We start from the raw sequence: 15,521 nt of genomic DNA, 5'->3' as shown, positions 1-15,521 counted from the left end.
CTCCTATTTGTCATTACCGTCGTTATTAAAACGCACGCCCTGTACAAAAATATTTACTGAATTCACTTTTAATTTTAGTGTATGTTCAAGTGTATACTTCACGGTAGCTTGTACATTTTGCGCTACTTCAGAAATTTTCACACCGTAGCTGACTATAATATACATATCTACATCCAAAATACCGTTATCTTCTTTAACTACAATACCTTTCGCGTAGTTCTCATGACCTAAAATTTCTGCTAACCCATCACGAACTTGTTGACGTGAAGCCATTCCAACGATGCCATAGCATTCCACTGCTTTGCCACCTACTACTGATGCAATTACCTCGTTTGAAATATCTATGCTGCCGTAATCATTTGTAATTTCTAATGACATAAATAACGCCTCCTTATTCAACACTTGTATATATGGAGTTACAAGAAATAACTTGGATGACCTTAGATGTTTGATCTCGAATTCGTTTATCGGAAGTTAGAAAACATAACACCTTATATACCCATTCATTTTTGTTGACGTACATTAAAAATAATGCACTTATGTCTCACTAACATACTTTCCCATTAGTATCGATTTACATATTTATATCTATCTTACTAAATTTATTTAAACCTTTCCATAAGGAACTACCTTATTTAAAGATTTTGTAAACATGCAAATATTTAATCACAATTTAAGATTATATCAGAAAGTACGTCATGCACAAAGTATTTTCTAATATATCATCTATTTTTTATTGCTTTAAAAATTTGAATATGGTATATTACCTTAGTATGTAGTAGCAAAGTGTATTTGTATTTCTTAAAGGAGGTACGATGATGGGTAAACAATGTTTCGTAACAGGCCGTAAAGCGTCAACGGGTAACCACCGTTCACACGCATTAAACTCAACTAAACGTCGTTGGAATGCTAACTTACAAAAAGTTAGAATTTTAGTTGATGGTAAACCTAAAAAAGTTTGGGTTTCAGCTCGTGCTTTAAAATCTGGTAAAGTTACTCGCGTGTAATTATCAGTAGCACGTCTCTCAATTGAGAAATTTTTGATATAGTAAATCCCGTGTCTTTATGTGGAAGACACGGGATTTTTTTTAATCTTTACTTCGAATTTGATACAGCATACCTTCGTGTAGAAGGATTTCTGCATCGTTGACTTTAAATTCATTTGAAATGGTTAACGTTGCACCTTGTTCTAAATGTTTGTTATCAAGCTCGTATTTGAAACCTTTTAATGATAAGGTCGCATAATCAGTGGCTGGAATAAATGAAATGTATGGGTACCGACGTTTCACACGTTTTGTGTATGTGCCTGGCGTTAATAATTCAATGACATTACGTTGATCGATGAGTTGTATTTTTTTATCTTTAAAATCTGCATGTTTTAATAATTGCATGGCACCCATAAAATGATCTAATCGACCACCTGTCGCCCCATAAATTTTAATTTTTTTGTATCCCATCTCTAATGCTTTTTGAACAGCATACGCGAGATCAGTGACATCCTTTTCTTTTGGCATGGTTTCAATGTTCATACGTGCTTCTATCCACTGCTTTTCCTCAATTGTAACTGAATCAAAATCACCTACCGCATATACCGGTTGTATCTTTGATTGTAGTAATACGAGTGTGCCGCGGTCTACGCCTATCCAATCTTCATTAACCTTTTTTTGTAATAAGCGATTTGGTATATTACGTTGACTACATAACAAATGAACACGTTTTTTCATCAATTATCCCTCACATTTTAAATGTTTTAGAGCTACATCGTACGCATCAAACTTAAAAAAGTAAGAACCTGCTACAAGCCAGTCTGCACCGGCCTCAATAACGGATTGAGCAGTTTGATCATTGACACCGCCATCCACTTCAATTTTAAAATTGAGTTGGTGTTCTGTTCTAAACGCATCGAGCATTTTAATTTTGTCTACAGCTTGCGGAATAAATGTTTGACCGCCAAATCCCGGATTCACAGACATTACTAAAACAAAGTCAACATCGTGTAAGATACTATGGAGTTGCGATACAGGTGTACCTGGGTTAATCACTACACCGGCTTCTTTACCATGTGCTTTAATTTTTTGTACCGCTCTATGAATATGCGGTGTCGCTTCTAGATGCACTGAAACTTTATCTGCACCTTTATCGCAAAATGTATCTATATATTGTTCAGGATTGGCAATCATTAAATGCACATCTATAGGTAATATTGTTTTTGCCCGTAACGCCTCTAAAATTGGAAACCCAATTGAGATGTTTGGCACAAATTGACCATCCATTACATCAAAATGTAAGCCATCTACACCGGCTTCAGTTAGTTTTTCAATTTCTTTTTCAAGATTCATAAAATCAGCTGATAATAAAGAAGGAAAAATTTTAGTCATTAGTATTTCACCTTTCGATTTGAAATTTCATTGAGTAATTGTACGTAATGTTGATATCTAAAAGGTTCAATTTCACCTTCTTCTACCATTTTTTTAACATGACACTTAGGCTCATTCGTATGATAACAGTCTCTAAATTTGCATGATGCACCGTATTGACTAATTTCGATAAAATTATCTCTCAAAGTGTCCTTGTCGATATGATCAAAGTCCAAAGCACTAAAACCTGGTGTATCTGCAATAAATCCATTATGACGGGGGTATAATTCCACATGTCTTGTCGTATGTTTCCCACGATTCAATGATGTTGATATTTCATTAGTTTCAATATTGAATGTAGGCTGATATTTATTTAATAGCGTAGATTTCCCTACACCTGACTGTCCACTTAAAACAGCAAGTCCTGGTTCCCATTCATTAAAAATATCCTCTGCTTTATCTGTTTTACCGATAAATTGTGTCGCATAACCTATTTTTTTATATACTTCTAATATCTCATTAACCGACCGCACCTCATCATCAGAAGCTAAATCCTTTTTTGTCACCACAATACGAGGCTTTAACCCATAAGAGTGACCAATCACTAAAAAACGATCAAGTAACTGCGTCGAAAAATTAGGCGATACCGCACTCATAACTATTACGAGTAAATCTATATTACTCACAGGTGGACGTTTTAACTCATTGTCTCGTGGGTGGATATGCTGAATGTACCCTGATGCATGCGTTTCGTCATCGATATCAACAATGTCACCAACAATTGGTGATATTTGTTTTTTTCTAAATAGCCCTCTAGGTTTTGCATCATATAATTGACCATCCACATCAACTCTGTAGACACCGCTTATCGATCTTATAATACGTCCTGTTTTCACATTTGCACCTCGTTTAATGATGATTTCAGATTCATTATAGCAAAGGTTTTTATGAATGCACATGTGAAAGAAACTTTTTACATATATTTATAACATTTACGATGATTTTAAGTTAAATTAACATTTTATAATAGGCTATCAGCACCATAAAGCGTAATCAAGAACTGCTATTCTTTTGGCCACATATTTACCATACTGTTAAGAAGATTTCTACCCATTGAAGCGTTCAACGTTCATCGATGGCTTTTAAGACAAAAAAGCGGCGGACATCAAAGTCCTAGCCGCTATAATAGATTATCGTTGTACGCGTGGACGCACATTTTGAATAATTGTACCACTTGTCACTTTACCTGGGAATTGGTCTAATTTCACAGATAAATCTTGTGAAGGGGCTTCAAAATCAATTTTATTCGCAAAATACTTAATCGTTTCTTCCATTACAATAATAGTCATCCATTCACCTGCACAACGATGGTTTGTATAGAAATCGCCTCCGCCTTGAGGAATTAAATCGAACGGACTGCCATCCCAATTTTCGAAACGGTCTGGATTAAATTGGTAAGGATTTTCAAAAAGTTCTGGATCATGTGTCGTACCAAAAACATCTAACAGTGTGAAAGTTCCTTTTTTAATACGATACCCATCAAATTCAATATTTTTCTTGAGTTTACCTGGTAAGAACGGTACAAACGGGAATATACGTCGAACTTCTTGGGCAAATTTATATGCATAGTTAGGATCATCTGACACTTGTAATTTGATACGCTCTTGGTCATATTCAATCATCGCTTTAACTGCATAACTTACAAATCGGTTCACTGCTGCAAGTGGACGCACAACATTCATTAAATCAATCGCACATAAGCGCGCATCCATAGGGTTACCTTTATAATCTTCCCAATGTGCAAATTCATACAAAGCAGTGCCTGGTTCAGCATTAATTTTACCTTTACGCACAGCAATGATTTGTTTTTCTAAGAATTGTTCCACACGTGCACGTGCTTTTTTAGCTTTACGATATCCTCCACCGATAGTTTGGCCAAGACCTTTGAATGAATCGATCATAATATCCATGTCTTTTGCATTTTGTTCAGCTTCTTCAGCGGTTTGATGGATGCCCGCCCATCTAAAACCAATTTTAGTTAGAACATAGATGGATTCTTTATAAATGTTAACCTCTCTTTGATTTTGCATATGTTCTGTATGCATAAACCAATGATTACGAGTAAGTTCACGTAAATACTTTAAATTCTCTTCTGTCATTAGAGACATAAACAATGCTTTACGATCCACGTGTACTTTGCCTTTTGTCGTATGAATGGCACCTTTACCAAACAGAGTATTCACCACACGTTTAGGCAATGTTTTTTCACGTTGCATGACATCATTATTGTAGAATAACTCTGCAGCCTCTTTCCCACTAATCACTGCAATAGGCTTCATGCCCATACCTGTTGTTTGAAATGCTTTAGAATTAAATTTTTCTAAGCGGCACGGTACATATGTATATGCCTCTTTTAAAACTTTAAATGTGTTATCCAATCCTGGATCTTTTGGTAGTTGCTTTGCCACTTTACTTCCCCCCGTATTACATTTTCTTTCATTCTACCCCATTATAACGTGAATCAATCTCAATAATCTAATAAAAAAGAGGCTGCCAATGGGTTAAGGACATTTCAATTATGTATATAAATAACGTTGTATTATACAAGAAATAATCCTACTCTTTGATAAATCCTCTTCATTATAATTAGAAACATTAATCCGAATGTCGCACACACTAAAATACTCTAAAATAATGAAAACCTCCAAATATCATTGTTGATTTTGAAGGTTTTCATATTATTACTATCTCATTTTTGAAATCATGATATCAAATATCATCATAGGCGATTGTTTCATCTTTCACCGTTTTACCATCAACTTTTACAATATAACTCGCTTCGCCACCCTCTTCGATAACAAAGCTCAAACTTTGAGTCGTAGCTTTTGTGATTGTGAATGATTGGATTGGTGAGGCGCCATTACTATTTTTGTCTTTTTTAAAAATCTCAACTTTTTGAGGTTTATCATTTTTACCCGTATATGGAATCGTAAATGACTCAGAATATGTTTTATCAGGTGATGATTCATCATCTTTAGATTTATCACCTTTCGATACGATAAAGTTAACGGTACTACCTTCATCCACCTCAGTTTTACGTGGCGAATGATTAATGATATCCCCTTCTTTAACCGTATCATCATGACGTTCTGATTCAACATGTACTGTCAGACCTTTATTTTCTAGTTCTTTTTTCACCGAAGAGAATTTTTTATTTGTGTAGTCGTCAACATAAACTTTTCGTTTACCGAGAGACTCTGTAATTTCAACACGTTCTTTAGAAACTGAAACTTTTTGACCAGGCGTAATACTTTGTCCTTCAATATTACCTTTAGGTATGTCATGTTGCGTGTACGCAGTTGTAAAATGCACATTTTTAAAGCCCAATTCTTCTAAGGTCTTTTGTGCATCTGCTTTGGATTGTCCAATGAGATTTGGCATGACTTCAATATGTTCACCTTTAGAAATGACAAGGTCAATTTTTGTGCCTTGTTCAACTTTCTCACCGACGTCAGGTTGTATTTTCATAACATGGTTTTTGGCGTAGTGCTCGCTATAATCTTGTGAAATACGTCCTACCTTAAGGTTATTATCTTTAAGCATTTTCTCAGCTTCAGCCTCTGTTTTGCCACGTAGGTCAGGCACCTGACTATATTTGTCACCCATCATTGCAGCAGCTACAAAAATAAATAAGCTGAAGAATAAAATAGTGAATATCAATCCAAAAAGGATTTTCTTCCCTCTTGAACGTTTTTGATATCCTTCATTCACTGGTGCTTTAGAGTGGGGTGTCGTCGTTACTACAGGTATTTGGGTTGTCTCTTTAACTGATTTTGGTTGAGATGGTTCGTTTTTAATTGCGTTTTTATCGAGTGTAATGGTCTTCGTTGCACTTTCATTAGGTTGATACAACGTTTCATGTGCTCTTGCTTCAGATAACGTCGAACTTAAATCATGGCGCATTTCAGCAACAGACCCATACCTTTTAGATTGGTCTTTTTCAGTTGCTTTTAATATCACATTACTTAAAGCTTGTGGCACATCATGCCGTGTATCCGATACATTAGGCACTGGGTCTTGAATTTGCTTAATAGCAATGCTCACAGGTGTTTCACCATTGAAGGGAGGATGTCCGATAAGCATTTCATACAAAACAATACCTAAAGAATAAATATCCGAGCGTGCACCCGTTTTTTCACCTTTAGCTTGCTCTGGAGATAAATATTGAACCGTACCTACGACATGATTGGTTTGGGTCATCGCTGTTTCACTTAATGCTTTTGCAATTCCAAAATCAACAATCTTAAGTGTTTGATTACGATCAATAATGATATTTTGTGGTTTAATATCTCGATGTACAATCCCTTTTTCATGCGCATGATGAATGCCTTTAAAAATTTGTTCAGCAAATTTAATGGCTTTATCAGGCGCTAATTGACCATGAGATTTAATATAATCTGAAAGTGTTGGACCTTCGATATACTCCATCACTAAAAAGAAGCAATCATCTTCTTCACCAACATCAAGCACACTCACTATATTTTCATGTGATAATAATGTCGTATTTTGAACTTCACGCTCAAAACGTGCAATGGTCTCATGTTTTTCATTTGGCGGAACGTGTATCATTTTTACAGCAACTTGTCGTTTTAAAATACGGTCCCAAGCGACATAAACATTGCTCATGCCGCCTCCACCTAAGATATGTTTTAATTCATAACGTTCATCTATAATGCGTCCAATCATACAGGATCACCTGCAATTTCTGCTAAAACAAAAGAAGTATTATCTTTAGCTTCATAAGATTGCGCAAGTGCGATAAGTGCCTCACCTGTCTCAGTCAATGTCATAGATTCATTGAGTACATCGTGTATGGCTTGTAAAGGGACATAATCCGTTAAACCGTCAGAATTAAGTAACAAATATTGGTAAAAGTGAATGCGTTTTGTAAAAACATCAGGACTTACGCGACGGTCTGTTCCCATTACTTTTGTAATAATGTTACGTCTAGGGTGATGTAAAGCTTCTTCTCGTGTAATTTGACCTAACATGACAAGTTGATTCACAAATGTATGATCAATTGTCACTTGATCAAAATAACGACCATTTACCAAATATGCTCTTGAATCACCAATATTCGCAACAACAATATGATGGTCATAAATTAACGCACATACACATGTTGTCCCCATACCGCGATAAGCTGGTTCTCTCTCTGACAAAAGAAATAAATCAAGATTAATAGATTGTAAAGTTTGCTTTAACCACAGTTCCGCGTTTTCTTGTTCAATATAATTTTCTTCCTCAAAACGCTTTTGAAGTGCATCAACGACAAATTGTGATGCAACTTCTCCAGCTTGGTGACCACCCATACCATCACAAATGACAAGCAATTGTTGATCCGTTTGATTGTAAAAAATTCCACCTGCGTCTTCATTTTGTTCTCGGTAAAAACCAGCATCTGAAAATAATTCTGCGTTTAACATCGATTCTACCTCGTTTCTGCTTCACGTTCTTTTGCACGTAATTGACCACATGCTGCATCGATATCTGAACCTTGTTCACGTCTTATTGTAGCATTGATTCCTAATCGTTTTAATTCTTTTTCAAATTTAAAAATATCATCTTTAGGTGTTTTTACATAATTTCGTTCTGGCACATGGTTTACTGGAATTAAGTTCACATGGCAATTTAATGGTTTAATCAATGCTGCAAGTTCGCGTGCATGTTCAATTTGATCGTTAACTCCACCGAATAAGCCATATTCGAACGTAATTCGACGGTTCGTCTTTTCTTGATAATATTGTATCGCTTCCATTAATTTGTTGACATCATACGCTCGGTTAATTGGCATCAGTTTAGAACGTATTTCATTATTCGCCGCATGCAAACTTACCGCAAAATTAATTTGTAATGATTCATCTGCAAAATCATAGATTCTAGGAATAATCCCTGAAGTTGAAACTGTAATATGGCGCGCACCAATATTTAAGCCTTCATCGTGATTGACAATCTTAAGAAAGTCCATCATTTCATCGTAATTCTCAAACGGCTCACCAATTCCCATAATAACAATTGATGAAACACGTTCATTTGTTTCATCTAGTGCTTTTTGCACTGTTAAAACTTGAGATACAATTTCCCCAGCTTCCAAATTACGTTTAAGCCCGCCTAACGTAGATGCACAAAATGTACAACCGATTCGACATCCTACTTGTGTAGTCACACACACAGAATTTCCGTAATCATGGCGCATCAATACTGTTTCAATAGTGTAACCATCTTGTAATTGGAATAAAAATTTAATCGTGCCATCTCGACTTTCTTGTTTTACAACTGTTTCTAACGTAGTGATACTAAAGTGGTCAGCAAGTAGTTGGCGTAAATCTTTAGATAAATTCGTCATTTCTTCAAAAGTATTTACACGTTTACCATACAGCCATTCAAAGATTTGTTTAGCGCGAAAACTTTGTTGACCGTGTTCTTGAAGCCACTGTTTCATTTCATCAAACCGTAAAGAATAGATCGATTGTTTTTCGAAATCAGGTAAAAACTTGTTTTTCTTTTTCTTATCAGCAGTGATCATTACGCATGTTCCTTTCTTTTAATTTTAGTAATAAAAAAGCCATCTGTATTAAAATCTTGCGGTAATAATTGTAGTGTTTTAATACGTTCATTCGTTTTTGGATTTTCAAAAACTTCAAATTCAAATTCTGGATGTGCCTTTAAAAAAGAATAAATTACATTCTCATTTTCCATCTGTTCTATGGTACATGTGGAATAAACCAATGTGCCACCTACTTTGAGGTGTTGCGATACATTTTCTAATATTTGAAGTTGTAAATCAACTAGTGATGTCACATCTTGTTCTGTAATCATATATTTAATCTCAGGCTTGTGGCACAACACGCCTAGACCACTACAAGGTGCGTCTACAATGATTTTGTCATATTGTTTTGTATAAGGTTCTGTCGCATCGTGAACATACGTCGAGATGTTATTTAACTTCAGTTTATTGATATTATGTTGAATTAACTCAATTTTATGCGGATGTATATCTGTCGCTTCTACATGTCCAGTTCCATTCAACATTTCTGCAGTATGACAAGCTTTACCACCTGGTGCACTACAACAATCTAAAATAAGATCGCCATGTTGTGGCGCTAAAATCGCACTTACAAACATTGAACTTTTATCTTGAATACTCATTTTACCATCTTTAAAAAGCTGCGCATGTATGACTGACCCATTGGAAACATGTAAACACTCATTTAACTCCGTATCTTGTTCGATATGAAATCCTTCTCTTTCAAGTGCTTTCATAGCATCGTTAACGGTAATCAATGTTTGGTTAACTCGCACAGTTTGCGCAACTGGTTTTAACATTTCTTGCGCAATGGCTTCTGTAGTATCTATGCCATAATGTGTTTTCCAATGTTTAATGATCCAAACCGGTATACTATACATAATTGATAAGCGCTCTATGTCATTCTTAATGGTGCTTAATTGGGGCAGTGATTCAGTTGTCAAACGTCTTAAAATCGCATTAACCGTGTTACCTGTTTGTCGGCCTCCACGCTTTTTAGCTATTGAAACCGCCTCGTTAATGATGGCATGCGTAGGTATTTTATCCATATAGACAAATTGATAGATACTCATCCATAGCAATCGTCTTACCCATCCCTTAATCTTCGTTTTCAAAAATGGCTTTAAAAAGTAATCCAATGTTAATTTACGTTGAATGGTTCCGTAAACGAGTGCTGTATAAAGACCGCGATCACTAGGATTTAACTGCACTTGGTTTAAGACTTCATTGATTTTTAAATTACTATATGCGCCTTCTTTAAAAACCGCTTCAATTGTATCAAGACTTAATGCACGTACTGAAGTCATTTATCCTAGTTCCTTTCCGACCAATTCATCTTGGTAACCACTTAAAAAATTAGCAGTAGGCATGCGTTTTTTACCAGCTAATTGGATCTCTGTTAACGCAATACTATCATCAGAACCGGTACCTACAACAATCGCTTTTTTTGTTGTCTGCAAAATTTTACCCGGTTGTCCTGAAACATTTGGCACGAGTTCTGCTGTATACAGTTTCATTGTTTTCCCCTCTAAAGATGTTGACGCTACAGGCCATGGGGATAATCCTCGGATATGATTGAAAATTTGACGTGCCTCTTGTTGCCAATCAATCCATTCATCTTCACGTTGGATGTTTGATGCAAATGAAACTTTTGATGCTTCTTGAGGTACGCTTGAGTTGGTACCATTTAAAATGCTCGGTAATGTTTCTTGTAAAAGTGTTGTACCTAATGCGCTTAATTTATCATGCATTGTGCCCACATTATCTTCATCTTCGATAGGTATTGCACGCTGTGAAATAATATTCCCGGCATCAAGTTGTTGTACCATATACATAATTGTGACACCTGTTTCTTTTTCACCATCTATGATTGCTTGATGAATAGGCGCCCCACCACGGTACTTAGGTAATAATGAAGCATGCACATTTACAGCACCATATTTAGGGTGTGTTAATAATTCTTTAGGTAATAATTGACCAAACGCAGCTGTCACAATTAAGTCACATTCCATATTTAATAACGTCTCAAGTTCTTCAGAGTGTGCAAGTTTTTCAGGTTGTAATACAAGCAAATCATGTGCCGCCGCAACTTTCTTAACTGGAGGTGGTGTTAAAATACGTTTTCGACCCACTGGGCGATCAGGTTGTGTCACCACTGCTATAACGTCATGCGTTTCAATTAACATTTCTAAAATTGATGTTGAAAAATCAGGTGTACCCATAAAAATAATTTTACTCATTGTCGTAGTAGGCCTCCAATTCTTTTTCGGTAATTTCTCTATCCATAATATCAGTAAATAATACGCCATTAAGATTATCTATTTCATGTAAAATCATGCGTGCAATATCATCATACGCCGTTAACTCAACATCTCTTCCATAAATATCTTTACTTTTTACTGTAATCATTTGACTTCGCGTCACTTCTCCAAAACGATTTGGCACACTTAAACATCCTTCTAGTTCAGTTGTTGTCGTATCCGATGCGCGCACTATTTCAGGGTTAATTAATTGTAGTAGTCCGTTTTGTTCCATATCTACCATCGCAATTTGAAGTGGTATACCTATTTGTGGTGCGCTCAACGCTTGGCCACCTGCTGCATACATCGTATCTTCAATATCTTGAATAATTTGAGTCAAACGTTGATCAAATGTCGTCACAGGCGCTGCCTTTTTTCGAATTAAGGGATGTGTGTCCGTTAATATTTTTTTAATTGCCATGTCCAAATCTCCTATTAAAATTCATCATTATATTATAGCTTAAATTTTATAAAATTGCGATGACGTACATGCGATATGCACATAACGATTGTATTACAATGTTGAATCACTTTTAATAAATGCGAAACTATCATAAAAAAAGTGAAACAGAAATCGGATAGATTTCAATGTTTCACTTTTAAAAGTTTCACACTTATTTACATCATCATAAAAGGATTGATATCGATTTTTAAAGACAATTTCTCTTTTACAAATTGTTCATGATAAAAATCATCTAAATAGGTTAACGCATGTATGAGTGACGGTTCACTTTTATATTTCACTAACACTTGGAAACGATGTTCATTATTTATTCTCGGAATTGCTGCTGCTGAAGGCCCTAGGATGAGGGATTTATCAGATAAATGTTGAATTAATATTTGATGAATATGTGTGGCAGCTTCTAACACCTTTTTCATATTTTGATGTGTAATCGTAAAATTGATTAAATAATAATACGGTGGGTATTGACCCAATTGACGATACTTCATTTCCTTTTGATAAAAATTCAGATAATCACCGATTTTGACATCTTGAATTGCATAATGTTCAGGATTATACGTTTGAATAATGACTTCGCCAGTTTTTTCATGTCTACCTGCACGCCCTGCCACTTGTGTTAACAATTGAAATGTGCGTTCACTAGCTCGAAAATCAGGTAAATTAAGTAGCGTGTCTGCATTTAAAACACCTACTAAAGTGATATTAGGAAAATCTAAACCCTTCGCTATCATTTGTGTTCCTAGTAAAATATCACCTTTACCTTCACCAAATTGCTTCAGTAATTTTTCATGACTCCCTTTTTGTGTTGTTGTATCTACATCCATTCGAATAATACGCGCCTCAGGATACATTTCATTTAAATATTCTTCAACTTTTTGGGTTCCCGTCCCCATTTGTCGAATGTGTTCACTTTCGCAACTAGGACATTGAAACGGCGCTTGTGTTTGATACCCACAATAATGACATTTTAGTTGATCGGATGATTTATGATAGGTTAGTGAAATATCACAATTTGGACATTGTGGTACATGACCGCAATCACGACACAACATAAAAGATGCATATCCTCGGCGGTTTAAAAACAGTACTACTTGCTCATTGTTATCGAGTCTCATTTGAATCGCTGTTTTCAACTTATCTGAAAACATTGAGCGATTTCCATTCGCAAGTTCCTCGCGCATATCACTTATATCGATATTTGGCAAAGGCTGTTGATTGACTCGAGATGGCATGGACAATAGCTGGTATACGCCTTTTTCAGCACGCGCATAACTTTCAAGACTTGGGGTAGCACTGCCTAGAACGAGCGGACATTGATGATATTCGGCACGCCAAACTGCAATATCGCGCGCATGGTATCGCGGGTAATCTTCTTGTTTATACGTTGCTTCATGCTCTTCGTCTATAATAATCATTCCTAAGTTTTTAAAGGGCGCAAATACACTAGAGCGCGCGCCAACACTAACACGTGCGCGACCATCTCTAATTTTTCGCCATTCATCGTATCGCTCACCTTTAGACAATCCGGAATGAAGGACTGCCACTTCATCTCCAAATCGACGTTTAAAGCGGTTCACCATTTGAGGTGTTAATGCAATCTCTGGCACCAACATCATTGCAGTTTTACCGTCTGTTAACACTTTTTCAATGATTTGAAGGTATATTTCAGTTTTCCCGGAACCTGTAACACCATGCAGTAAAAACGTTTCAGACGTCTGACTTTCTGTGGCACGCTTTAGTTGGTCAAATGTGGTTTGTTGTTCAGCAGTCAATACACGCTTTGATTCAGCTTCAAACACGCGTCCTTTATATGGATCACGTTCTATCGTTGCATCATATTTTTCAATGACACCATGTTTTACTAAAGTATTAATAGATGAATTCGAAAAGCCAATCTCCAACAATTCTTGTAAATAGACATCTCTGTGACTTTCATCTAGTAAAAAAGCCAATAGTTCATATTGTTTAGGTTGTTTATTTAACGTCTCTAATCGTGCTTCAGCACGTGCAATATCACAAACTTTGACTGCTTTTTGTGTTTTTTTGGCAGTTGCTTGCTGCAATATTGTTTCTTCATAAATATGTCCATTCTCCAAATACGGTCGCAATGTTTGAATCATTTGATCTGCTTGTGCTTGGCGATAGGTGTATTGACCATTGCGGTCAAAATATTTAGAAATGCTTTCAGGAAGTTCTGTCCCTTCATTGATTTGAAATACTTTTTGATACTTTGCTTTAATAGCACTTGGTAACATTGTTTCTAAAATAGATATACGTTTGCATATAAAATAATGACTAAACCATTGACTTAGATGCACTAATTCTTCAGTGAGTTCAGGCTGAATATCTTTTACTTCAAGAATAGCTTTTACTTTAGATAAATCATACTCCGCTTCATCATCAGGAATGCACGCCATGACATAGCCTTGAATTTTACGTGGTCCAAATGGAACGACGACTCTTACCCCAGGTTGCACTACAGACAGTAAATCATGAGGTATCCGATAATCAAACGTGCGGTCTACACGCTTAGCGTCAACATCTACAATGACTTGAGCAATCGTCATTGCCACTCACCTTCTAAAGTATCTAAAATTTGGCGTGCAATATCTATTTTAGCCCCTTTTGAAATAGGTACAGCATGGCCGTCTTTAAAATACATTGTAACTTCATTCTCATCTGAACTAAAACCGATGGACGTGTCGCCGACATTATTAGCGATGATAACATCGGCATGTTTGCGTTTCAATTTATCTTGTGCATATTGAGCGACATTTTCTGTTTCAGCTGCAAACCCTACAAGCTTTTGATGGGTTTTTTCTTCACCTAAAAATTTTAAAATATCCACAGTTCGTTTAAATTCAACGTTTACATTACCATCTTGTTTTTTCATTTTATGTTCTAAAGGTTGGCATGGCGTGTAATCAGAAACAGCTGCCGTTTTGAAAATAATATCTTGCGTTTTATAATGCGCTAAAACGGCATCAAACATATTTTGAGCACTTTGAACAGGGATGAATTTAACACCTTGAGGTGGCTCAATAGATGTTGGTCCTGAAATTAATGTCACGTGTGCGCCACGCGCCACTAGTGCATCAGCGATTGCGTAACCCATCTTTCCAGAGGCACGATTCGAAACGAAACGCACTGGGTCAATAACTTCCACAGTAGGTCCTGCAGTAATTAAAACATGTTGATTGGTAAAGTAAGATACCGTGTCATTGATCGGTTCAGATGGCATAGGTTCAAAATGGGGAGTCTGTTGAATCATTTCCACAATATCAATAGGTTCTGCCATTCGACCTTTAGCCACATAGCCACACGCTAAAAACCCTTCACCAGGCTCAATAAAATGGTAACCATCTTCTGATAAAATTTTCATATTATGTTGGATACGTGGATTTTGATACATATTGACATTCATTGCTGGCGCAATCCATTTCGGTGTGGTAGTAGCAAGTAACGTCGATGTGACAATATCATCTGCCAAACCATGTGCAAGTTTAGAAATCGTATTCGCCGTTGCAGGCGCAACAACAATTAAATCTGCCCAATCACCTAATGCGATATGTTGAATCTCTTCTGGATTTTCTTCAATGAACGTATTCGTATAAACAGGTTGTCGACTAATCGCTTGAAACGATAAAGGGGTCACAAATTCTTGTGCATGTGCAGTCATCATGACACGAACAACATAGCCCGCTTGTGTTAATTTACTTGTTAAATCAATAGCCTTATACGCAGCAATACCACCTGTAACTGCGAGTAATATATTTTTCATTTCTTCCACTCCCGTAAAAACACTTGATTTGATT

14 protein-coding genes are annotated in these 15,521 nt (G+C 36.2%); 1 reads left to right on the top strand and 13 read right to left on the bottom strand.

Annotated elements, in window-relative coordinates; translation table 11 throughout:
* Positions 1-3: 3 nt before the first annotated feature.
* The gene (locus tag CD172_RS08940; RefSeq protein ID WP_037564745.1) at positions 4-378 is read right to left on the bottom strand and encodes an Asp23/Gls24 family envelope stress response protein; all 375 of its coding nucleotides are present in this window, start codon (positions 376-378) and stop codon (positions 4-6) included.
* A gap of 440 nt (positions 379-818) precedes the next feature.
* On the opposite strand from CD172_RS08940, the gene rpmB reads away from it, so the two are divergent.
* Positions 819-1,007: a 50S ribosomal protein L28 gene (rpmB, locus tag CD172_RS08935; RefSeq protein WP_037564748.1), complete on the top strand. Its 189-nt coding sequence runs from the start codon at positions 819-821 to the stop codon at positions 1,005-1,007.
* Between the two features lie 81 nt (positions 1,008-1,088).
* On the opposite strand, the gene CD172_RS08930 is transcribed toward rpmB, so the two are convergent.
* The 12 genes from CD172_RS08930 to coaBC form a co-directional block, all read right to left on the bottom strand.
* A complete protein-coding gene (locus CD172_RS08930) occupies positions 1,089-1,724 on the bottom strand; it encodes a thiamine diphosphokinase (RefSeq protein WP_103346146.1) in 636 nt (211 codons plus the stop codon).
* A gap of 3 nt (positions 1,725-1,727) precedes the next feature.
* Positions 1,728-2,378: a ribulose-phosphate 3-epimerase gene (gene rpe, locus CD172_RS08925; protein ID WP_103346145.1), complete on the bottom strand. Its 651-nt coding sequence runs from the start codon at positions 2,376-2,378 to the stop codon at positions 1,728-1,730.
* Entirely contained in the window at positions 2,378-3,253 is an 876-nt protein-coding gene (gene rsgA, locus CD172_RS08920; RefSeq protein WP_060550880.1) for a ribosome small subunit-dependent GTPase A, read from the bottom strand. The genes rpe and rsgA overlap by 1 nt, the downstream gene beginning before the upstream one ends.
* A gap of 294 nt (positions 3,254-3,547) precedes the next feature.
* Positions 3,548-4,825, bottom strand: a complete 1,278-nt coding sequence (locus tag CD172_RS08915; protein WP_103346144.1) for a cytochrome P450 — start codon at positions 4,823-4,825, stop codon at positions 3,548-3,550.
* 301 nt (positions 4,826-5,126) lie between these two features.
* Positions 5,127-7,103 (bottom strand): Stk1 family PASTA domain-containing Ser/Thr kinase, encoded by a 1,977-nt coding sequence (gene pknB, locus CD172_RS08910; protein WP_103346143.1) that lies wholly within the window; start codon positions 7,101-7,103, stop codon positions 5,127-5,129.
* The gene (locus tag CD172_RS08905; RefSeq protein ID WP_103346142.1) at positions 7,100-7,843 is read right to left on the bottom strand and encodes a Stp1/IreP family PP2C-type Ser/Thr phosphatase; all 744 of its coding nucleotides are present in this window, start codon (positions 7,841-7,843) and stop codon (positions 7,100-7,102) included. Before CD172_RS08905 ends, pknB begins: the two co-directional genes overlap by 4 nt.
* Positions 7,844-7,848: 5 nt before the next feature.
* Positions 7,849-8,943 carry a dual-specificity RNA methyltransferase RlmN gene (rlmN, locus tag CD172_RS08900; RefSeq protein ID WP_037564763.1) on the bottom strand — a complete coding sequence of 365 codons (1,095 nt, stop codon included), beginning with the start codon at positions 8,941-8,943 and terminating at the stop codon, positions 7,849-7,851.
* Positions 8,943-10,250 carry a 16S rRNA (cytosine(967)-C(5))-methyltransferase RsmB gene (gene rsmB, locus CD172_RS08895; RefSeq protein ID WP_103346141.1) on the bottom strand — a complete coding sequence of 436 codons (1,308 nt, stop codon included), beginning with the start codon at positions 10,248-10,250 and terminating at the stop codon, positions 8,943-8,945. Before rsmB ends, rlmN begins: the two co-directional genes overlap by 1 nt.
* Complete coding sequence (gene fmt, locus CD172_RS08890) at positions 10,251-11,183, bottom strand: methionyl-tRNA formyltransferase (RefSeq protein ID WP_060550875.1); 933 nt, start codon at positions 11,181-11,183, stop codon at positions 10,251-10,253.
* The gene (gene def / locus CD172_RS08885; RefSeq protein ID WP_103346140.1) at positions 11,176-11,664 is read right to left on the bottom strand and encodes a peptide deformylase; all 489 of its coding nucleotides are present in this window, start codon (positions 11,662-11,664) and stop codon (positions 11,176-11,178) included. Before def ends, fmt begins: the two co-directional genes overlap by 8 nt.
* Positions 11,665-11,861: 197 nt before the next feature.
* Positions 11,862-14,273 (bottom strand): primosomal protein N', encoded by a 2,412-nt coding sequence (gene priA / locus CD172_RS08880; RefSeq protein WP_103346139.1) that lies wholly within the window; start codon positions 14,271-14,273, stop codon positions 11,862-11,864.
* Positions 14,270-15,487, bottom strand: a complete 1,218-nt coding sequence (gene coaBC, locus CD172_RS08875) for a bifunctional phosphopantothenoylcysteine decarboxylase/phosphopantothenate--cysteine ligase CoaBC (RefSeq protein ID WP_103346138.1) — start codon at positions 15,485-15,487, stop codon at positions 14,270-14,272. The genes priA and coaBC overlap by 4 nt, the downstream gene beginning before the upstream one ends.
* Between the last annotated feature and the right edge of the window lie 34 nt (positions 15,488-15,521).

It is taken from the genome of Staphylococcus agnetis, assembly GCF_002901865.1.
Taxonomy (GTDB): domain Bacteria; phylum Bacillota; class Bacilli; order Staphylococcales; family Staphylococcaceae; genus Staphylococcus; species Staphylococcus agnetis.
The sequence above is the reverse complement of the archived record's forward strand: the minus strand, read 5'-3'. Positions and strand labels throughout refer to the sequence as shown.